The organism is Stutzerimonas balearica DSM 6083 (assembly GCF_000818015.1).
GTDB classification, from domain to species: Bacteria; Pseudomonadota; Gammaproteobacteria; order Pseudomonadales; family Pseudomonadaceae; genus Stutzerimonas; species Stutzerimonas balearica.
This window is the reverse complement of the sequence record NZ_CP007511.1, coordinates 253639-272087: the sequence shown is the minus strand read 5'-3', so window position 1 is coordinate 272087 and position 18449 is coordinate 253639. Positions and strand designations below refer to the sequence as shown.

The window sequence follows — 18449 nt, the reverse complement described above, 5'->3', positions numbered from 1 at the left end:
AACCCTCCGGAGAGCCGCCATGCACTACTGGCTGATGAAGTCCGAACCTGATGAATTTTCCATCCGCGACCTTGAAAACAGGGGCGCTGGCCGCTGGGACGGCGTGCGCAATTACCAGGCGCGGAATTTCATCCGGCAGATGGCCGCCGGTGACCTGTTCTACTTCTATCACTCCAGTTGCGCCACGCCCGGTATCGCCGGCATAGGCCGAATCACGCGGAGCGCCTATCCCGACCCGCTGGCACTCGACCCACAGAGCGACTATTTCGACCCGAAAGCCAGCGACGCCAACAACCCCTGGAGCGCCGTGGATATCGAGTTCGTCGAACGCTTCGGCGAGGTACTGAGCCTGCCCCTGCTCAAGGCCGACCCGCGCCTCTCCGAACTCGCGCTGGTCAGGAAAGGCAGCCGACTGTCGGTGATGCCGGTGGATGAACAACAGTGGCAGGCAGTGCTCAACCTGCGCGATGCACTGCTCACTGAATGATCAGGTTGTTGAACAGCAGGTCGTCCACCAGCGGCTTGCCCTCTTCCTGCGTGAGCACCTCCTGGACCTGCTTGAGCGCCTCCTGACGCAACTGCTCCTTGGCCTCGACGCTGCCGAGGCTCGCATCGGTCTGCTGAGAGAACAGCATGACCAGCTGATTGCGGATCAGCGGCTCGTGATGCTTGACCTTCTCCTCGGCTTCCTTGCCAGTGATGCGCAGGGCCACGTCGGCCTTGTAGTACTTCAATCGCTCTCCGCCACCATAATTGCCGACCAGCGCAGGCACCAGTGCGTAATAGACGACCTGTGGCGCCCCCTCTTCGGCGGCAGGCTCCTCGGCGCAGACCGGCAGCGCCAGACCTAGGGCAAAGACAAGAGCGATGATGCGCTTCACGGGCGAGCTCCAGAATGAGATTGCGCCAGCATAACCAGTCGAGCGGCGCGACCCAAGCCTGCGAACGGTTTATGCACTGCCATTACAGACGGCCATGCTCGTTGTTCCTGAATCACGGCCGCCTAGACTCCAGGCATCACGGCCGCCAAAAACACCTATAAAGGAACCCCGATGAAAGCCGTTCTCTGCAAAAATTTCGGCCCGCCCGAAAACCTGGTCCTCGATGAGGTGCCCAGCCCGAGCATCAAGCCCAACGAAGTCCTGCTCGACGTGCACGCTGCCAGCGTGAATTTTCCCGACACGCTGATCATCGAAGGCAAGTACCAATTCAAGCCCCCCTTTCCATTTTCCCCGGGTGGCGAGGCGGCCGGCGTGGTCGCTGCAGTAGGCGAGAAGGTCAGCCACCTGAAGCCAGGGGACCGGATCATGGGCCTCACCGGCTGGGGCAGCTTTGCCGAGCAGGTCGCAGTGCCGGCCTACAACGCGCTGCCGATCCCCGACGGCATGGACTTCGAGACCGCATCCGCATTCAGCATGACCTATGGCACCTCGATGCACGCTCTGAAGCAGCGTGGCAACCTGCAACCGGGCGAAACGCTGCTGGTGCTCGGCGCCTCCGGGGGAGTCGGTCTGGCGGCAGTCGAGATCGGCAAGGCCATGGGCGCCCGTGTGATCGCAGCCGCCTCCACCGATGAGAAGCTGGAGACCGCTGGCCAGGCCGGTGCCGACGAACTGATCAACTACACCGAGGCAAGCCTGAAAGAGCGTCTGAAAGAACTGACCGGTGGGCAAGGCGTGGATGTGATCTACGACCCGGTCGGCGGCGGCCTGTTCGAGGAGGCGTTTCGCAGCATCGCCTGGAACGGCCGTATGCTGGTGGTCGGCTTTGCCGCCGGGGAGATTCCTTCGCTGCCAGCCAACCTGCCCCTGCTCAAGGGTGCCGCGCTGGTCGGCGTATTCTGGGGCGCCTTTGCGCAACGCCAGCCGCATGACAATGCCGCGAACTTCAAGCAGCTGTTCGCCTGGTACGCCGAAGGCAAGCTCAAACCAGTGATTTCGCACCGTTACCCACTCGAGCGCACCGGTGAGGCGATTGCCGCGCTGGGGCAGCGCAAGGCGATCGGCAAGCTGGTGGTAACCGTCAGGTAAGGAAGGACGAGGCGGATCGCTCGCGACCCGCCTCAAGGCACTCAGTGCTGTGCCTGACCACCCTGCTGCATCCGCGCCATCTCCTGCGCATAGAGCGCATCGAAGTTCACCGGCGCCAGCATCAATGCCGGGAACGAGCCACGCGTGACCAGGTTGTCGAGCGCCTCGCGAGCGTAGGGGAACAGGATGTTCGGGCAGAAGGCGCCAAGAGTATGGCTCATGGCGCCGGCGTCCAGCCCCTTGATCAGGAAGATGCCGGCCTGTTGCACCTCGGCGATGAAGGCAACCTCCTCGCCCGTCTTGACGGTCACCGACAGGGTCAGCACCACTTCGAAGAAATCGCTTTCCAGCGGTTTCTGCTTGGTATTCAAATCCAGCGCGACGCTCGGGTTCCATTCCTGACGGAAAATCTCCGGGCTCTTCGGTGCCTCGAAGGACAGGTCGCGAACATAGATACGCTGCAGGGAAAATTGCGCGCCCTGCTGCTCGTTCGCGGCGGCACCGTTATTGGCTTGTTCGGTCATTTCATGAGCCTTCTGTTGTGCGTGTCGTTATGGAAGAGAGAGCGGCGCCATCAGGCCTGGAGCAACGCGTCCAGCCGCCCGGCGCGTTCGAGCGCATACAGGTCGTCACACCCTCCGACATGCCGCTCGCCGATCCAGATCTGCGGCACCGACGTGCGCCCGGCCTTGCTCGCCATCTCGGCGCGCAAAGCCGGTTTGCCGTCGACGGCGATTTCTTCATAGGCGACGCCCTTGTTGTCGAGCAGGGCTTTGGCCCGGACACAGAAGGGGCACCAGGCGGTGGTATAGATGACGACCTTGGGCATGTTCACTTGACCACTGGCAGATTGTCGCCGCGCCAGGCCGAGATCCCTCCGGACAGCTTGGCGGCGGTGAAGCCTGCCTTCTGTAGATCCCGGCAGACCGCTCCGGCGTGCTGTCCCATGGCATCGACCACGATCAGGGTCTTGCCCTTGTGTTTTTCCAGCTCGCCCATTCGGCTGACCAGCTTGTCGTGCGGAATGTTCAATGCGTCGACGATGTGGCCGGTGGCGAACTCCTTCTTCGGACGCACGTCCAACACCACGCCCTGGCCACCATTGACCATCGTCGTCAGCTCGCGCGAAGTCAGGCTCTTGCCGCCCTTGCGGGCCTCGGTGATCACCAGCAGCACCAGCAGCACGACGAACAGGCTGCTCAGCACATAGTGGTTAGAGACAAATTCAATCAGGTTAGCGAGCATCAACAGGTACCCAGGCGATAAAATGCGGGCCAGTATACACAGCGCCCCCAGGCGGCTGAACCCTGATCAATCGTGACCTGCAACAGTCCAGACAGTAGACTGGTCGCCTTTTTTCGCCCTGCGCCAAGGAGCCCTCACGCGATGCCTTCCGCACCCAAACCCCTGGTATTGGTCATTCTCGACGGCTTCGGACACAGCGACAGCCCTGACTTCAATGCCATCCATGCCGCCCACACCCCGGTCTACGATCGCCTGCTCGCCACGCAGCCGCACGGCCTGATCTCCGGTAGCGGCATGGACGTCGGGTTGCCGGATGGCCAGATGGGCAACTCCGAGGTCGGCCACATGAACCTTGGCGCCGGCCGGGTGGTGTATCAGGACTTCACGCGCGTCACCAAAGCCATCCGTGACGGCGATTTCTTCAGCAATCCGGCGATCTGCGAAGCCGTGGACAAGGCCGTCGGGGCCGGCAAGGCAGTGCACATCCTCGGCCTGCTTTCCGACGGCGGCGTGCACAGCCACCAGGACCACCTGGTCGCAATGGCCGAACTGGCCGCCAAGCGCGGCGCCGAGAAAATCTACCTGCATGCATTCCTTGACGGCCGCGACACACCGCCCAAGAGCGCCCAGAGCTCCATCGAACTGATGCAGACCACGTTCACCCGCCTGGGCAAGGGCCGCATCGCCAGCCTGATCGGGCGTTACTACGCCATGGATCGCGACAATCGCTGGGAGCGCGTCGAGCAGGCCTACAAGCTGATCGTCGAGGGCCAGAGCGAATTCCACGCCGACTACGCCGTGGACGGCCTGATTGCCGCCTACGAGCGTGGCGAAAGCGATGAATTCGTCAAGGCCACCACTGTCGGCGAGCCGGTGCGCGTCGAGGATGGCGATGCCGTGGTGTTCATGAACTTCCGCGCCGACCGTGCGCGCGAGCTGACTCGCTGCTTCGTCGAACCGGGCTTCAGCGAGTTCCAGCGCGCCCGCACGCCGCAACTGGCAGGCTTCGTCATGCTTACCCAGTATGCCGCGAGCATCCAGGCACCGGCGGCCTTCGCCCCGGAGGCCCTGAACAACGTGCTCGGCGAGTACCTGGCCAAGAATGGCAAGACCCAGCTGCGCATCGCCGAGACCGAGAAGTACGCCCATGTGACCTTCTTTTTCTCGGGCGGCCGCGAAGAGCCGTTCGAGGGCGAAGAGCGCATCCTCATCCCCTCGCCGAAAGTCGCCACCTACGACCTGCAGCCGGAAATGAGCGCGCCCGAGGTGACCGATCGCATCGTCGAAGCCATCGAGAACCAGCGTTACGACGTGATCGTCGTCAACTACGCGAACGGCGACATGGTCGGTCATACCGGCGTGTTCGAGGCCGCCGTCAAGGCGGTCGAGACGCTAGACGCCTGCATGGGCCGCCTGGTCGAGGCATTGGAGAAGGTTGGCGGCGAAGCCCTGATCACCGCCGACCACGGCAACGTCGAACAGATGGAAGATGTCGTGACCGGGCAAGCGCATACCGCCCATACCTGCGAGCCGGTGCCCTTCATCTATGTCGGCAAGCGCAAGGCGAGCATTCGCGAAGGCGGCGTGCTCGCGGACGTCGCTCCAACGATGCTGACCCTGCTGGGGTTGCCGGTGCCGGAGGAGATGACCGGCCATTCGATCATTCAGCTCAACGACTGACGCCATCGGCCGGAAGCCAGACGGGGCGCGATCGCCGCCAAGCTTCCGGCCATGTTTTTAGGCATACTAGGCCGTCCAGTTCCTCCGGTAAGCCCGCATGCTCCGCGCCCTCTTCGCACTGGTAATGCTCTGCCTGGCAGGCTCCGTCATCGCCGACGAGCGTGCGGCCACGCAGCAGCAGATCGAAGCCGCCCGCAAGGACATCGCCGAGCTGCAGAAACTGCTCAAAACCATCGAGCAGGAAAAGACCGGCATCCAGAAGCAGCTCAAGGCTACCGAGAGCGAGATGGGCGAGCTGGAGAAGCAGGTCGATACGCTGCAGCACGAGATCGACCGCGGCGAAGCCGAACTGCAGAAACTGGACGACGAGAAGACCACGCTCGAAGGCGCGCGTATCGAGCAGCAGCGCCTGATCGGCATTCAGGCACGAGCGGCCTACCGCAATGGCCGCCAGGAGTACCTGAAGCTGCTGCTCAACCAGCAGAACCCGGAGAAATTCAGCCGCACGCTGACCTATTACGACTACCTGAGCAAAGCCCGCTTCGAGCAGGTGGCACAGTTCAACGAGACGCTGCGGCAATTGGCCAATGTGGAGGCCGATATCGCCGCCGAACAGGCCAGGCTTGCCGAGCGCCGTGACGGGCTGGAACAGCGCCGTGCGCAGCTGGCCGAGGCTCGCCAGGAGCGTCGCCAGGCGCTGGCCAAGCTCAACCGCGACATCGCCTCACGCGAACAGAAACTGCAGGCCCGCCGCGAAGACCAGGCTCAGCTCGAGCGCGTCCTCAACACCATCGAACAGACCCTCGCCCGTCAGGCTCGCGAAGCCGAGGCGGCGCGTCAGCGTGCGCTGGCAGCCGCGCGTGAGCAGCAGCGCGGGGGTGCGGGTGCCGGGGGCGGCGGCCCTCTGGTATCCAGCGCGGGCAACAGCTTCGGCGGCCCGTTCGCCAAGGCCAAAGGCAAGCTGCCATGGCCAGTCGATGGACGCATCGTCGCCCGCTACGGCACTCCGCGCGGTGGCGACGCTCGAACCAAGTGGGACGGTGTGCTGATCGGCGCGCAGGCCGGCACCCCGGTCCGCGCGGTGCACGGTGGGCGCGTGGTGTTCGCCGACTGGTTGCGCGGCGCCGGGCTGCTGGTGATTCTGGATCACGGCAACGGCTATCTCAGCCTGTACGGCCATAACCAGAGCCTGCTGCGTGACGCCGGCGACATCGTCAAGGCCGGCGACCCTATCGCCACGGTCGGAACCAGCGGCGGTCAGGAGACCGCCGCGCTCTATTTCGCCATTCGCCAACAGGGCCGCCCCAGCGACCCGGCGCAATGGTGCCGCGCGCAAGGTTAGCGCCCCTGATGACTGGAGTTTGACATGCTGCACCTGCGTCGCTTTGCACGTCCTTCCCTGGTGGCCCTGGCCGTCACGCTAGGCTCGTACGGCCTTGCCTGGGCCCAAGAGCCGGCACCACAGGCGGCGGCCGCCGAGCCGCCCGCCACGACGGACAAGGCGCCCTTGCCGCTCGACGAGCTGCGCACCTTCGCCGAGGTGCTCGACCGCATCAAGGCGTCTTATGTGGAACCGGTGGACGACAAGACGCTGCTGGAAAACGCCATCAAGGGCATGCTCAGCAACCTCGACCCGCACTCGGCCTACCTCGAGCCCGATGCCTTCGCCGAGCTGCAGGAGAGCACCAGTGGCGAGTTCGGTGGCCTTGGCATCGAAGTGGGCGTCGAGGACGGCTTCATCAAGGTGGTTTCGCCGATCGACGACACGCCAGCCTCGCGGGCCGGTATCGAGGCCGGCGATCTGATCATCAAGATCGACGGCAAGCCCACCAAGGGCATGTCGATGATGGACGCCGTCGCACAGATGCGTGGCAAGCCGGGCAGCGACATCACTCTCACCCTGGTCCGCGAAGGCGGCAAGCCGTACGACGTCAAGCTCACCCGAGCAGTGATCAAGGTCAAGAGTGTCAAGAGCCAGCTGCTCGAGCCCGGCTACGGCTACCTGCGCGTCACCCAGTTCCAGGTCAACACCGGAGAAGAGGTCGGCAAGGCGCTGGCCCGCCTGAAGAAAGACAACGGCGGCAAGAAGCTCAGCGGTCTGGTGCTGGATCTGCGCAACAACCCTGGCGGCGTATTGCAGGCTGCGGTGGAAGTCTCCGATCACTTCCTCACCAAGGGACTGATCGTCTACACCAAGGGCCGCATTGCCAATTCCGAGCTGCGTTTCTCCGCCGACCCGGCCGATGCCAGCGAAGGCGTACCGCTGGTGGTGCTGATCAATGGCGGCAGCGCCTCGGCATCGGAAATCGTCGCCGGCGCGCTACAGGACCACAAGCGCGCCGTAGTGATGGGAACCGACAGCTTCGGCAAGGGTTCGGTACAGACCGTGCTGCCGCTGAACAACGACCGCGCGCTGAAACTGACCACGGCCCTGTACTACACGCCGAGCGGGCGTTCGATCCAGGCCCAGGGCATCGTTCCGGACATCGAGGTCGCCCGCGCCAAGCTGACCCGCGAGCAGGCCGGCGAAATGCTGCGTGAGGCCGACCTGGCCGGCCATCTGGGCAATGGCAACGGCGGCGCGGACCGGCCGAGCAGCAGTTTTGCCGCCGACAAGGCACGCCCGCAGGACGAGGACTACCAGCTCGGCCAGGCGCTCAACCTGCTCAAGGGCCTGAACCTCACCCGCGGGCAGTGAACGTGGCCCGCGGTTGGCTGGCGCTCGGCCTGGCGTTCAGCCTGGTGGCGCCAGCCTGCCTGGCCGCGGCACCGGCCGAACGGCCTCGTCTGGCACTGGTCATCGATGACCTTGGGCAGAGTTCGGCCCGCGACCGTCGGGTCCTGGCGCTGCCCGGCCCGGTGGCGCTGGCGATCCTGCCCGACACCCCGCATGCCCGGGAATTGGCGATCACCGCAGCGCGTGCCGGCAAGACGGTGATGCTGCACCTGCCCATGGCCCCAGCGGGTGGCCCCTTCGCCTGGCAACCGCAGTTGCCAGGCGCCGAGCGCCAGCGTCGCCTGGAAGCCGCACTGGCCGCGGTCCCGCATGCCAGCGGCGTCAACAATCACATGGGTAGCGCGATGACCGAGCAGCCCGAGGCGATGAGCCAGTTGATGCGTGAGCTGCAGCGACGCCGCCTGTTCTTCCTCGACAGTCGCACCACCCCGCGCACGGTGGCCGCGGCGAGCGCACAACAGGTCCAACTGGCGAGCCTGTCGCGCGACATTTTTCTCGACGACGACGCCAGCCCGGCGGCGGTCGCCGAGCGCTTCCAGGCCGCCGTCGCACTGGCGCGCCGGCAGGGATCGGTGGTCCTCATCGGCCATCCCTATGACAGCACCCTGAGCCTGCTCGAACGCGAGCTACCGCGCCTGGCCGGGCGCGGCATCGACTGGATCAGCCTCGGCCAGATGATCGCCACCCGTGGCAACCGCGCCATGGCCGCACACGGCAAAGGCGGCCGGTATCGGTCGGCCAGCACAATCCGCTGATTTCGAGGTGCCGCCAAGCGCGCGGTCCGTATAACCTAGCGCAGTGGCCGGAGCGCACAGGGGAGCGGGACAGGCATGGATATTCAGTGGTGGTATTGGATCGTCGCGGGCGCCGTACTGATCATCATGGAGCTGGTGGTGCCCTCGTTCTTCATTCTCTGGTTCGGTGTCGGCGCGCTGCTGGTGGCGCTGGCCCTGTGGCTGCTACCCGGGCTTTCGCTGACCGCACAGATCGCCCTGTGGAGCGGCGCCTCGCTGGTCATGGTGCTGCTCTGGTTCCGGGTGTTCGCCGGCGATCGGCTGAAGACCCAGTCCGGCACGGCACAGGGCGAGGTCATCGGCGAGATCGGCTTGCTGGTCAGCGCCGTCGCGCCCTTCCAGCACGGTAAGGTGCGCTTCCAGAAGCCAATCCTGGGCAGCGAGCAGTGGACCTGCATGGCCGAAGAGGCCATCCCCGCAGGCGAACGGGTGCGCATCCTCGCCTTCGAAGGCAACTGCGTGAAAGTTGCACGGACCTGAGCCCGGTTCAAACGGATCAACTCACTCAACAAGGAAGCAGTTTTATGACACCCGGTCTTGTCATTGCGGTCGTGGTCGCGGCCATCATTCTCATCACCATCGCCAAGGGTGTGCGCCTGGTTCCGCAGGGCGACGAGTGGATCGTCGAACGCCTCGGCCGCTACCAGCGCACGCTGATCCCCGGCCTCAACATCCTCATTCCCTACATGGATAACGTCGCCTACAAGCTGGTGACCAAGGACCAGATTCTCGACATCGAGCAGCAGGAAGTGATCACCAAGGACAACGCGGTGATCCTGACCAACGCGCTGTGCTTCGTGAAGGTCACCGATCCGGTGAAGGCGGTCTACGGTGTCACCGACTACAAGTCGGCGATCTCCAACCTGACCAAGACCACCCTGCGCCAGATCATCGGCGAGATGGAGCTCGACGAGGCGTTGTCGTCGCGCGACATCATCAAGGCCAAGCTGCGCGACAGCATGGCCGAGCAGGCCGGCGACTGGGGCCTGACCGTCAAGGGCATAGAGATTCAGGACATCTCGCCGTCGGAGTCCATGCAGCGCGCAATGGAGATGCAGGCCGCCGCCGAGCGCGAGCGCAAGGCAACCGTCACCCGCGCAGAGGGCGCCAAGCAGGCGGCGATTCTCGAAGCCGAGGCGCGCCTGGAATCAGCCAAGCGCGACGCCTCGGCGCAGGTCGAGCTGGCCACGGCTTCGGCCACTGCGATCAAGCTGGTGGCCGAGAGCATCGGCAACGACAGCGGCCCGATGATGTACCTGCTCGGCGAGAAGTACATCACCTCGCTGGAGAACCTTGCCAGCAGCGGCAACGCCAAGATGGTCGTGTTGCCGGCCGACCTGCAGACGACGCTGGGCGGCTTGCTCGGCAAGGCCAAACTGTGATCGGCGGCGACGCCAGCCTGCCGCCGCTCGGGACTCAGTCCAGATAGCGCGCGTTGATCGCGTCCACCGTGCCATCGGCACGCATCTGATCCAGCGCCTGTTGCAGGCGCTGGACGGTCTGGTCGTCGACCTGTTTGTTCAGTGCCAGATAAAGCTCGGCACTGTCGAAACGCAGCACGCGCTTGAGACCGGTTACCCCATCCTGACGTGCCAGATAGCGCCCGGCCGGATCGCCGGTGGCCCAGAGGTCGATCTTGCCGTCGATCAGCTTCTTCACGTTCTCCTGATCGCGCAATGCCAGCTGCGGCTGCAGCCCCTGCCCCTCGAGATGCTCGGCAATCGCGTCGCCCTTGTAGGCACCGATCTGATACTGGCGCGCCTCGTCGAGGCTACGCAGCGTGATCGGGCTGTCGGCGCGCGCCAGCAATACCCAGTCATCCGGCCCGATCGGCCCCACCCATTTGAACAACGCCTCCCGCTCGGGCAGGCGCGCAGTCACGAAGATGCCGTAATCGGGGTTGTCCAGCGTCATCTTGTAGATGCGCTCCCAGGGAAAGCGCAACGTCAGGGTGTATTCGATGCCGGCACGCTGGAACATCTCGCGAACGATGTCGGCGGCGATACCGCTGATGTGCTCGTCACGGGCGAAGTTCTTGCCGTCTTCGGCCATGTTGTACGGCGGGAAATTCTCGGTGAGCAGGTCGATGCGCGGGGTGGGCTCGGCATGCGCCAGCGTGCAGCCGAGCAGCGTGGCGGCCATTGTTGTGATCAGCGCCTTGAACATCTGTGTCGTCCTCCTGGTGACGTCCGCGCTCCGGCGGACAGGTCCTCGTACTCGCTCCCTCTTCAGGGCGCCAACGGCGCCGGGTCACTCAGCGCACCACGATACCGCGGGCGGCGAGGTAGGCCTTGGCCTCCGGAACGGTGTATTCGCCAAAGTGGAAAATGCTCGCCGCCAGCACCGCATCGGCCTTGCCTTCGAGAATCCCATCGGCCAGGTGCTGCAGATTGCCGACACCCCCGGAAGCGATCACCGGCACGCCTACCGCCTCGCTGATGGCGCGGGTGACGCCCAGGTCGTAGCCGCTCTTCACGCCGTCCTGGTCCATGCTGGTCAGCAGGATCTCGCCGGCACCGAGGTCTTCCATCTTTTTCGCCCAGGCCACCGCATCCAGGCCGGTGGGCTTGCGCCCGCCATGGGTGAAGATTTCCCAGCGACCCGGCTCGCCCGGCGCGGAGACCTTCTTCGCATCGATGGCGACGACGATGCATTGCGAGCCGAAACGGTCCGCGGCCTCGCCAACGAAGTCCGGATTGAACACCGCGGCGGTATTGATCGAGACCTTGTCGGCGCCGGCATTGAGCAGGTTGCGGATGTCCTGCACGCTGCGCACGCCGCCGCCCACGGTCAGCGGGATGAACACCTGGCTGGCCATGCGCTCGACGGTGTGCAGGGTGGTGTCACGGTTGTCGACGCTGGCGGTGATGTCGAGGAAGGTGATCTCGTCGGCGCCCTGCTCGTCGTAGCGGCGGGCGATTTCCACCGGGTCGCCGGCGTCGCGAATGTTCTCGAACTGGACGCCCTTGACCACGCGGCCGTTGTCCACGTCGAGGCAGGGAATGATGCGTTTGGCCAGGGCCATGGTCGATCTCTCTCGTTGGGTGGGCATCCACCGGGTCACCGAATGCACGGCGGGCAAGCGAAGCGTTGCCCACCCTACGGCTTACTCGTCCTTCTGTGTGCAGGCTGGATCACGCTTCACCGATCCACCGCAGTTCAGCGCATCACTCGTCCTTGTCTTTCAGGTCGCAGAGCGCCTGCGCCTCGGCGACGTCGAGCGTGCCTTCGTAGATCGCCCGGCCGGTGATGGCGCCGACGATACCCGGCGTGTTGGTATCGAGCAGCTTCTGGATGTCGCCGATGTTATGGATGCCGCCGGAGGCGATCACCGGGATGCGGCTGGCGTTCGCCAGCGCCACGGTCGCCTCGACGTTGCAGCCCTGCATCATGCCGTCCTTGGCGATGTCGGTGTAGACGATCGCCGAGACGCCATCGGCCTCGAAACGGCGGGCCAGGTCGGTGGCCTGAACACTGGAAACTTCCGCCCAGCCATCGGTGGCTACGAAGCCGTCCTTGGCGTCCAGGCCGATGATCACCTTGCCCGGGAAGGCGCGGCAGGCTTCACTGACGAACTCCGGCTCTTTCACCGCCTTGGTGCCGATGATCACGTAGCTGACACCGGCGCGCACGTAGTGCTCGATGGTTTCCAGGGTACGGATGCCGCCGCCGATCTGGATCGGCAGGTCCGGGTAACGCTTGGCAATGGCGGTGACCACCTCGCCGTTGACTGGCTGGCCTTCGAAGGCACCGTTGAGGTCGACCAGATGCAGGCGGCGGCAGCCGGCCTGGACCCACTTGGCAGCCATGGCCACCGGGTCGTCGGAAAACACCGTGGCGTCGTCCATCAGGCCCTGGCGCAGACGTACGCAGGCGCCGTCCTTGAGATCGATAGCGGGGATAATCAGCATGGCTTGAACCTGTTCAAATCAAGTGTCGGTTAAGGGTCAGCTCTTTTCGAGCGCCCACAAGTCGCTTTCGATGCTCTCGAACCGCTCCTTCAGGTGGCTCTGCACGTCGAAGATCGCCTTGTTGTAATACAGCGGCGCGATTTCCCGGGCGAACAGGTCAAGCACTTCCTGCGCCTCGAACGAGCCCAGCTCGAGCTCGAAGCGCTCTTGCAGAAAGCGCTTGATGACCTGTTGCGCCGCCTGCTCCTGAGCGGCATCCAGCGTCAGGACCGGCGGCTTGAGCTTGGCCCGGCTCATTTACCAGCGGCCATCCCAGGCGGCGAAGTTCTGCAGCAGCTGCAGGCCATGGGTGTGGCTCTTCTCCGGGTGGAACTGCACGGCGAAGCGCGAGCCATCGGCCAGCGCGGCGGCGAAGTCGTTGCCGTAATGGCCGCGACCGACCACCTGGCGCGGATTGCCGGCCTCGATGTAGTAGCTGTGCACGAAATAGAAGCGCCCGTTGTCCGGAATCGCGTGCCAGAGCGGGTGGTCGACCACCTGCTTGACCTCGTTCCAGCCCATGTGCGGCACCTTCAGGTGCTCGCCGTCCTCGTGCAGGTCCTTGCCGAAGAAGCGCACCTGACCGGGGAACAGGCCGATGCAATCGACGCCGTCGTTCTCCTCGCTGCGCTCCATGAGCGCCTGCATGCCGACGCAGATACCGAGGAACGGGCGGTCCTGGCTGACTTCGCGAACCAGCTCATCGAAGCCCAGCCGGCGAATCTCGGCCATGCAGTCGCGAATCGCGCCGACGCCGGGAAACACCACGCGGTCGGCCTCACGGATGACCTGCGCATCGCTGGTGATCAGCACGCGGCCAGCGCCAACGTGCTCCAGCGCCTTGGCCACCGAGTGCAGGTTGCCCATGCCGTAGTCGATGACGGCGACGGTCTGCATCACAAGCACCCCTTGGTCGAGGGCATCTGCCCGGCCATGCGCGGATCGAGTTCGATGGCCATGCGCAGCGCGCGGCCGAAGGCCTTGAACACGGTTTCGATCTGGTGGTGGGTGTTGGTGCCGCGCAGGTTGTCGATGTGCAGGGTCACCAGGGCGTGGTTGACGAAGCCCTGGAAGAATTCCTGGAACAGGTCGACGTCGAACTTGCCGACCACCGCGCGGGTGTAGGGCACGTTCATGGTCAGCCCCGGGCGCCCGGAGAAGTCGATCACCACGCGCGACAGCGCCTCGTCCAGCGGCACGTAGGAATGCCCGTAGCGGGTCATGCCCTTCTTGTCGCCGACCGCCTTGGCGAAGGCCTGGCCGAGAGTGATACCCACGTCCTCCACGGTGTGGTGGTCGTCGATGTGCAGGTCGCCGTTGCATTCGATATCCAGGTCGATCAGCCCGTGGCGGGCGATCTGGTCGAGCATGTGCTCCAGGAAGGGCACGCCGATGGCGAAGCGCGCCTTGCCGGTGCCATCCAGATTGATGGTGACCTTGACCTGGGTTTCCAGGGTGTTGCGCTCTACGCAAGCCGTACGTTCGGACATCCACAGCTCCGCTGATCGTGGGGCGAAAAGGGCTGCATTATAGGCGCAAACCCCGCCACGGGGGTATCGCCGCGCTCGGTGGAGGATCGCCTGATGGCGGTGCGTCTGGCGCAGCGCGACGTTATGCTTGGCGCCCCTCACGCAAGAGCCAAGGCCATGCCCGTCTACGTCGAAAACCTTCGCCAGCCAAGCGAGCAAGACCGCCAGGACCTGGCGAAGATCTACGCCGACGCGCCGCAATGGCTCTTCGAGCCGCATGCCGATACGCAAGCGCTGATCGCAGCCGGATTGGCCGCCGGCACGCTCATCGCCGGTCGTTTCAATGACCGCCTGCTGGGCGCTGCACTGCTGACCCCTGGCGACCGCGCCTGGCACCTGTCGCACCTGTGCGTGCGGCGCATCACCCGCCAGCGCGGTGTCGGCCGGCGGCTGCTCGACGAAGCCCGCCGCATGGCCAGCGAAGCCGGTTGCGAGCTGCGCCTGAGCGCCCCCGCCGGGCACCTCGAAGCCAGCGCTCTGGCCGCCCGCACGCACCTTCCGCTGGACCCGCTGGCGCCACAGTGAGCCTGCGCGGAACCCGCTCGCCGTGACTCGCTCCAAGCCCTGCCGGCCCGACGTCAAATGGCGCAGCGCTATACTCCGGCCTCGCTTCTACAACGATTCCGACACAAGGACCCGTCCATGAAATCGCTCGGCAAGATCCTCGGGCTGCTTGCCCTCGGCCTACTGCTGATCCTCGTTGCCCTGGGCTTCGCCCTGACGCACCTGTTCGATCCCAATGACTACAAGGATGAAATCCGCGAACTGGCTCGCGAACGGGCCGGGCTGGAGCTCAACATCAAGGGCGACATCGGCTGGAGCCTGTTTCCCTGGCTAGGCCTGGAACTGCACGACACTACGCTGGCCAGCGCACGCACGCCCGAGCAGCCCTTCGCCGATCTGCGCATGCTCGGTCTGTCCGTGCGGGTGCTGCCGTTGCTGCGCCGCGAGGTGCAGATGAGCGACATTACCGTCAACGGCCTGAACCTGATGCTCGCACGTGACGAGCAGGGCCATGGCAACTGGGAGGGGCTCGGCGAGTCAGCGACCGGCCCCGCCGCAGCCGCTGAGCCATCCCCGAACCAAAGCGAGCCTGCCCGCCCGGCCAGCGAGGCACGCCCGGGCAAACCGATCCAGCTGGACATCGACAGCCTGACCGTCAGCGATGCGCGAGTGGCCTACCACGACGCGCGCAGCGGCCAGCAGTACAGCGCCGAGGGGATCGAGCTGAGCACCGGCGCGATCCGCGAGCGCAGCGCCATCCCGGTCAAGCTCAGCGCGTTCTTCGGCAGTAATCAGCCGGTGATGCGCGCCCGCACCGAACTGCAAGGCGAGCTGCGCTTCGACAACGAACTGCGCCGCTACCAGCTGGATAACCTGCGTCTAAATGGCGAGGCCTCCGGTGAGCCGCTGCAGGGCAAGACACTGGCGTTCAGCGCGCAGGGCCAGTTGCTCGTCGATCGGGCCGCGCAGATCGCCGAATGGACCGGCCTGAAACTGACCGCCAATCAGTTGCGCGGGTTGGGCGAACTGAAGGTCCGCGACCTGGAAAGCGAGCCAAAGCTTTCCGGCGCGCTATCGATCGCCGAGTTCGATCTGGGCGATTTCCTCGAAGGGCTCGGCCAGAGCCTTCCGCCCATGGCCGACGCCAACGCCCTGACCAAAGTCGAACTGGTCACGCATCTGAACGGTACGCCCGAGAGCCTGCTGCTTGAAGAACTCAAGCTGCAGGTCGACGACAGCCACTTCACCGGCCGGCTCGGCATCAGCGACTTCAAGCGCCAGGCCCTGCTCGTCGAGCTGAAGGGCGACCGTCTCGACCTCGATCGCTACCTGCCGGCAACGCCGGCCGAACAGGGCGCCAGCCAGGCGCGCAAGAGCGAAGTCGAGCAGACCGAAGCGAGCGCCATCGGCAGCGGTACCACTCCTCTGCCGGACAAGCCCACCCAGCAGGCCTGGAGTGCCGAGAAGGTGCTGCCGGTCGATCGCCTGCGCAGCCTGGATGCGTCCGTGACGCTGCTGCTCGACAGCCTCAGGCTCGAGCGCCTGCCGTTCGAAGGAGTCAGCCTCAAGGCGCGTGGAAAGGGCGGCCTGCTCACCCTTGAGCACTTGCGTGGCGGCCTGTTTGGCGGGCGCCTGGAGTCCAGCGCCAGCCTCGATGCACGCCCGGCGCAACCGACGATCAAGGTGCACAAGAGCCTCAGCCGGATACCGGTCGAACGCCTGCTCGAAAGCCAGGGAGAAAAGGTCACGCTCAAGGGCCTGCTGAATCTCGACGGTGATCTCACCACGCTCGGCAATAGCCAGAAGGACTGGGTGGACAATCTCAACGGCACCCTCGGCTTCATCGTCGACAACGGCGTGCTGGTCGATGCGAACCTCGAGCAGCAACTGTGCCGCGCCATCGCCACGCTCAATCGCAAGGAACTCGGCAGCGAACCGCGCGCCAAGGACACTCCCTTCCGCGAGCTGAAGGGCAATCTCCGACTGCGCGACGGCGTGGCGAACAACCCCGACCTCAAGGTCAGCATCCCGGGCCTCACGGTCAACGGCAACGGCGATATCGACCTGCGCGTACTCGGCATGGACTACCGCGTCGGCATCGTCATCGAGGGCGACAAGGGCGCGATGCCTGACCCGGCCTGCCAAGTCAACGAGCGCTATGTCGGCGTCGAGTGGCCGCTACGCTGCCGCGGCCCGCTCGAACTGGGCGCCAAGGCCTGTCGCTTCGACAAGGATGGCCTGGGCAAGATCGCCGCGCGTCTGGCCGGCGAGAAGCTCAGCGAAAAGATCGAGGAAAAGCTCGGCGACAAGGTCAGCCCGGAGCTGAAGGACGCGCTCAAGGGACTGTTCAAGCGATGACGCCCGAGCAGTTCGGCGACGCGGTGCTCAGCTGGTACGACCGCCACGGCCGCAAGGACCTGCCCTGGCAGCAGGGCATCACGCCCTACCGCGTATGGGTCTCGGAGATCATGCTGCAGCAGACCCAGGTCGGCACCGTGCTCGGTTACTTCGATCGCTTCATGGCCGCGCTGCCGGATGTACAGGCGCTGGCTGCGGCCTCCGAGGACGAGGTACTGCACCTGTGGACCGGCCTCGGCTACTACAGCCGCGCGCGCAATCTGCACAAGACCGCGAACCTCGTCGTCGAGCGCCACGGCGGCGAGTTCCCGCGCGACGTCACGGCGCTCGCCGAGCTGCCCGGCATCGGCCGCTCCACCGCGGGCGCGATCGCCAGCCTGTCCATGGGGCTGCGCGCGCCCATCCTCGACGGCAACGTCAAACGCGTACTGGCCCGCTACACCGCCCAGGCCGGCTATCCCGGCGAGCCAAGGGTCGCCAGGCAGCTCTGGGAGGTCGCCGAGCGCTACACACCGATGCGACGCGTCAACCACTACACCCAGGCGATGATGGATCTTGGCGCCACGCTCTGCACACGCAGCAAGCCGAGCTGCCTGCTCTGCCCGCTACGTGACGGCTGCAAAGCCCATCTGCTCGGCCGCGAAACGGCCTTTCCGGAACCGAAACCGCGCAAGGCGTTGCCGCAGAAGCGCACCCTGATGCCATTGCTGGCCAATGAAGACAACGCCATCCTGCTCTATCGCCGCCCGTCCAGCGGGCTTTGGGGCGGCCTCTGGAGCCTGCCGGAGGTCGACGACCTGGGCGAGCTGCAGCCCCTGGTCGAACGACACGGGCTGCAACTCGAGGAACCGCATGGGCTACCCGAGCTGACCCACACGTTCAGCCATTTCCAGCTCGCCATCGAACCCTGGCTGATCAGGGTCAAGTCCGCCGGCCATGTCGTGGCCGAGGCCGACTGGCTCTGGTATAACCTCGCCTCCCCACCTCGCCTCGGGCTCGCCGCCCCGGTGAAAACGCTGCTCAAGCGCGCCGCCGCCGAACTGATTGCAGGAGAGACGCCATGACCCGCACCGTGCACTGCCGCAAGTACAACGAAGAGTTGCCGGGCCTCGACCGCCCGCCCTATCCGGGCCCCAAGGGCGAGGATATCTACAACAACGTTTCGAAGAAGGCCTGGGAAGACTGGCAGAAGCACCAGACCATGCTGATCAACGAGCGGCGCCTGAACATGATGAACGCCGAGGACCGCAAGTTCCTGCAGGCTGAAATGGACAAGTTTCTCTCCGGCGAGGAGTACGCCAAGGCCGAGGGCTACGTTCCGCCGAGCGAGTGACCGGCGCAGCGAAGCCCGTCTTATCGCAGCGGGCGACGCTAAGCACCCGTCCCGACTGGAAAAAATCTTTTTCCTCGCGCTTGACAGGCAAAGGCCAAATCCGTCTAATAGCGCCCCGTTGCCCAGGTAGCTCAGTTGGTAGAGCAGGGGATTGAAAATCCCCGTGTCGGCGGTTCGATTCCGTCCCTGGGCACCACCTTTCGTTTTCAGGTGGTGTCAGCATCACCCGAAAGCCCACAAGAAGCCCGCCCCGTGCGGGTTTTTTGTTGTCTATACTTCCCGTGGAAAC

Annotated in this window: 22 protein-coding genes and 1 tRNA gene; 13 read left to right on the top strand and 10 right to left on the bottom strand. The window is 65.1% G+C overall.

The genetic code is table 11. The features are described 5' to 3' along the window. Positions 1-19: 19 nt before the first annotated feature. Complete coding sequence (locus tag CL52_RS01185) at positions 20-487, top strand: EVE domain-containing protein (protein WP_041108739.1); 468 nt, start codon at positions 20-22, stop codon at positions 485-487. Here CL52_RS01185 and CL52_RS01180 read toward each other — a convergent pair. Continuing rightward, entirely contained in the window at positions 477-881 is a 405-nt protein-coding gene (locus tag CL52_RS01180) for a flagellar basal body-associated protein FliL (protein WP_041108741.1), read from the bottom strand. The two genes, CL52_RS01185 and CL52_RS01180, sit on opposite strands and share 11 nt — an antisense overlap. A 171-nt stretch (positions 882-1052) precedes the next feature. Between CL52_RS01180 and CL52_RS01175 the strand changes: the two genes are divergently transcribed. Next, on the top strand, positions 1053-2030 hold the full coding sequence (locus CL52_RS01175) for an NADPH:quinone oxidoreductase family protein (RefSeq protein ID WP_043217927.1): 978 nt from the start codon (positions 1053-1055) through the stop codon (positions 2028-2030). 41 nt (positions 2031-2071) lie between these two features. On the opposite strand, the gene secB is transcribed toward CL52_RS01175, so the two are convergent. From secB to CL52_RS01160, 3 genes are read right to left on the bottom strand one after another with little or no spacing between them, the layout of a single operon-like run. Then, the gene (secB, locus tag CL52_RS01170) at positions 2072-2554 is read right to left on the bottom strand and encodes a protein-export chaperone SecB (protein WP_043217925.1); all 483 of its coding nucleotides are present in this window, start codon (positions 2552-2554) and stop codon (positions 2072-2074) included. 50 nt (positions 2555-2604) lie between these two features. Further along, positions 2605-2859, bottom strand: a complete 255-nt coding sequence (gene grxC, locus CL52_RS01165; protein WP_041108746.1) for a glutaredoxin 3 — start codon at positions 2857-2859, stop codon at positions 2605-2607. Positions 2860-2861: 2 nt separating this feature from the next. Continuing rightward, positions 2862-3275 (bottom strand): rhodanese-like domain-containing protein, encoded by a 414-nt coding sequence (locus CL52_RS01160; protein WP_041108748.1) that lies wholly within the window; start codon positions 3273-3275, stop codon positions 2862-2864. 141 nt (positions 3276-3416) lie between these two features. Here CL52_RS01160 and gpmI point away from each other — a divergent pair, with 141 nt between their 5' ends. The 6 genes from gpmI to CL52_RS01130 all read left to right on the top strand — a co-directional run bounded on the left by gpmI (position 3417) and on the right by CL52_RS01130 (position 9868). After that, positions 3417-4955 (top strand): 2,3-bisphosphoglycerate-independent phosphoglycerate mutase, encoded by a 1539-nt coding sequence (gene gpmI, locus CL52_RS01155; protein ID WP_043217924.1) that lies wholly within the window; start codon positions 3417-3419, stop codon positions 4953-4955. 97 nt (positions 4956-5052) lie between these two features. Continuing rightward, positions 5053-6297, top strand: coding sequence for a murein hydrolase activator EnvC family protein (locus CL52_RS01150; protein WP_043217923.1), 1245 nt, complete (start codon positions 5053-5055; stop codon positions 6295-6297). A gap of 24 nt (positions 6298-6321) precedes the next feature. Continuing rightward, a complete protein-coding gene (locus tag CL52_RS01145) occupies positions 6322-7653 on the top strand; it encodes a S41 family peptidase (RefSeq protein WP_043217922.1) in 1332 nt (443 codons plus the stop codon). A gap of 29 nt (positions 7654-7682) precedes the next feature. Beyond that, entirely contained in the window at positions 7683-8447 is a 765-nt protein-coding gene (locus tag CL52_RS01140; RefSeq protein ID WP_052264611.1) for a divergent polysaccharide deacetylase family protein, read from the top strand. A gap of 75 nt (positions 8448-8522) precedes the next feature. Then, positions 8523-8966 (top strand): NfeD family protein, encoded by a 444-nt coding sequence (locus tag CL52_RS01135; RefSeq protein ID WP_043217918.1) that lies wholly within the window; start codon positions 8523-8525, stop codon positions 8964-8966. Positions 8967-9010: 44 nt separating this feature from the next. Beyond that, on the top strand, positions 9011-9868 hold the full coding sequence (locus CL52_RS01130) for an SPFH domain-containing protein (RefSeq protein ID WP_041108760.1): 858 nt from the start codon (positions 9011-9013) through the stop codon (positions 9866-9868). 34 nt (positions 9869-9902) lie between these two features. Here the strand turns inward: CL52_RS01130 and CL52_RS01125 are convergent, their stop codons facing one another. The 6 genes from CL52_RS01125 to hisB form a co-directional block, all read right to left on the bottom strand. Further along, positions 9903-10652 (bottom strand): substrate-binding periplasmic protein, encoded by a 750-nt coding sequence (locus CL52_RS01125; RefSeq protein WP_041108762.1) that lies wholly within the window; start codon positions 10650-10652, stop codon positions 9903-9905. Between the two features lie 88 nt (positions 10653-10740). After that, positions 10741-11511, bottom strand: coding sequence for an imidazole glycerol phosphate synthase subunit HisF (gene hisF / locus CL52_RS01120; protein WP_043217917.1), 771 nt, complete (start codon positions 11509-11511; stop codon positions 10741-10743). Positions 11512-11653: 142 nt separating this feature from the next. Next, a complete protein-coding gene (hisA, locus tag CL52_RS01115) occupies positions 11654-12397 on the bottom strand; it encodes a 1-(5-phosphoribosyl)-5-[(5-phosphoribosylamino)methylideneamino]imidazole-4-carboxamide isomerase (protein WP_043217915.1) in 744 nt (247 codons plus the stop codon). 36 nt (positions 12398-12433) lie between these two features. Further along, on the bottom strand, positions 12434-12694 hold the full coding sequence (locus CL52_RS01110; RefSeq protein ID WP_003303327.1) for a DUF2164 domain-containing protein: 261 nt from the start codon (positions 12692-12694) through the stop codon (positions 12434-12436). After that, positions 12695-13333 (bottom strand): imidazole glycerol phosphate synthase subunit HisH, encoded by a 639-nt coding sequence (gene hisH, locus CL52_RS01105; protein ID WP_003282884.1) that lies wholly within the window; start codon positions 13331-13333, stop codon positions 12695-12697. It abuts the gene before it with no gap. Further along, positions 13333-13926 (bottom strand): imidazoleglycerol-phosphate dehydratase HisB, encoded by a 594-nt coding sequence (gene hisB / locus CL52_RS01100; protein WP_041108772.1) that lies wholly within the window; start codon positions 13924-13926, stop codon positions 13333-13335. Before hisB ends, hisH begins: the two co-directional genes overlap by 1 nt. A gap of 156 nt (positions 13927-14082) precedes the next feature. Here hisB and CL52_RS01095 point away from each other — a divergent pair, with 156 nt between their 5' ends. From CL52_RS01095 to CL52_RS01075, 5 genes are all read left to right on the top strand, one after another. Then, complete coding sequence (locus tag CL52_RS01095; protein WP_043217910.1) at positions 14083-14490, top strand: acetyl-CoA sensor PanZ family protein; 408 nt, start codon at positions 14083-14085, stop codon at positions 14488-14490. A 117-nt stretch (positions 14491-14607) separates the two neighbouring features. Then, on the top strand, positions 14608-16827 hold the full coding sequence (locus CL52_RS01090; RefSeq protein WP_043217908.1) for an AsmA family protein: 2220 nt from the start codon (positions 14608-14610) through the stop codon (positions 16825-16827). Next, positions 16824-17891: an A/G-specific adenine glycosylase gene (gene mutY / locus CL52_RS01085; protein ID WP_043217906.1), complete on the top strand. Its 1068-nt coding sequence runs from the start codon at positions 16824-16826 to the stop codon at positions 17889-17891. The genes CL52_RS01090 and mutY overlap by 4 nt, the downstream gene beginning before the upstream one ends. Next, positions 17888-18160: an oxidative damage protection protein gene (locus tag CL52_RS01080; protein ID WP_041108776.1), complete on the top strand. Its 273-nt coding sequence runs from the start codon at positions 17888-17890 to the stop codon at positions 18158-18160. The genes mutY and CL52_RS01080 overlap by 4 nt, the downstream gene beginning before the upstream one ends. Before the next feature lie 120 nt (positions 18161-18280). Next, positions 18281-18356: transfer RNA gene (locus CL52_RS01075), tRNA-Phe, on the top strand. Positions 18357-18449: the final 93 nt, after the last annotated feature.

Coding starts and splice junctions, on each gene's coding strand:
- CL52_RS01185 (WP_041108739.1), top strand. CDS start 20: ATGCACTACTGGCTGATGAAGTCCGAACCTGATGAATTTTCCATCCGC.
- CL52_RS01175 (WP_043217927.1), top strand. CDS start 1,053: ATGAAAGCCGTTCTCTGCAAAAATTTCGGCCCGCCCGAAAACCTGGTC.
- secB (WP_043217925.1), bottom strand. CDS start 2,554: ATGACCGAACAAGCCAATAACGGTGCCGCCGCGAACGAGCAGCAGGGC.
- grxC (WP_041108746.1), bottom strand. CDS start 2,859: ATGCCCAAGGTCGTCATCTATACCACCGCCTGGTGCCCCTTCTGTGTC.
- CL52_RS01160 (WP_041108748.1), bottom strand. CDS start 3,275: ATGCTCGCTAACCTGATTGAATTTGTCTCTAACCACTATGTGCTGAGC.
- gpmI (WP_043217924.1), top strand. CDS start 3,417: ATGCCTTCCGCACCCAAACCCCTGGTATTGGTCATTCTCGACGGCTTC.
- CL52_RS01150 (WP_043217923.1), top strand. CDS start 5,053: ATGCTCCGCGCCCTCTTCGCACTGGTAATGCTCTGCCTGGCAGGCTCC.
- CL52_RS01145 (WP_043217922.1), top strand. CDS start 6,322: ATGCTGCACCTGCGTCGCTTTGCACGTCCTTCCCTGGTGGCCCTGGCC.
- CL52_RS01135 (WP_043217918.1), top strand. CDS start 8,523: ATGGATATTCAGTGGTGGTATTGGATCGTCGCGGGCGCCGTACTGATC.
- CL52_RS01130 (WP_041108760.1), top strand. CDS start 9,011: ATGACACCCGGTCTTGTCATTGCGGTCGTGGTCGCGGCCATCATTCTC.
- CL52_RS01125 (WP_041108762.1), bottom strand. CDS start 10,652: ATGTTCAAGGCGCTGATCACAACAATGGCCGCCACGCTGCTCGGCTGC.
- hisF (WP_043217917.1), bottom strand. CDS start 11,511: ATGGCCCTGGCCAAACGCATCATTCCCTGCCTCGACGTGGACAACGGC.
- hisA (WP_043217915.1), bottom strand. CDS start 12,397: ATGCTGATTATCCCCGCTATCGATCTCAAGGACGGCGCCTGCGTACGT.
- CL52_RS01110 (WP_003303327.1), bottom strand. CDS start 12,694: ATGAGCCGGGCCAAGCTCAAGCCGCCGGTCCTGACGCTGGATGCCGCT.
- hisH (WP_003282884.1), bottom strand. CDS start 13,333: ATGCAGACCGTCGCCGTCATCGACTACGGCATGGGCAACCTGCACTCG.
- hisB (WP_041108772.1), bottom strand. CDS start 13,926: ATGTCCGAACGTACGGCTTGCGTAGAGCGCAACACCCTGGAAACCCAG.
- CL52_RS01095 (WP_043217910.1), top strand. CDS start 14,083: ATGCCCGTCTACGTCGAAAACCTTCGCCAGCCAAGCGAGCAAGACCGC.
- CL52_RS01090 (WP_043217908.1), top strand. CDS start 14,608: ATGAAATCGCTCGGCAAGATCCTCGGGCTGCTTGCCCTCGGCCTACTG.
- mutY (WP_043217906.1), top strand. CDS start 16,824: ATGACGCCCGAGCAGTTCGGCGACGCGGTGCTCAGCTGGTACGACCGC.
- CL52_RS01080 (WP_041108776.1), top strand. CDS start 17,888: ATGACCCGCACCGTGCACTGCCGCAAGTACAACGAAGAGTTGCCGGGC.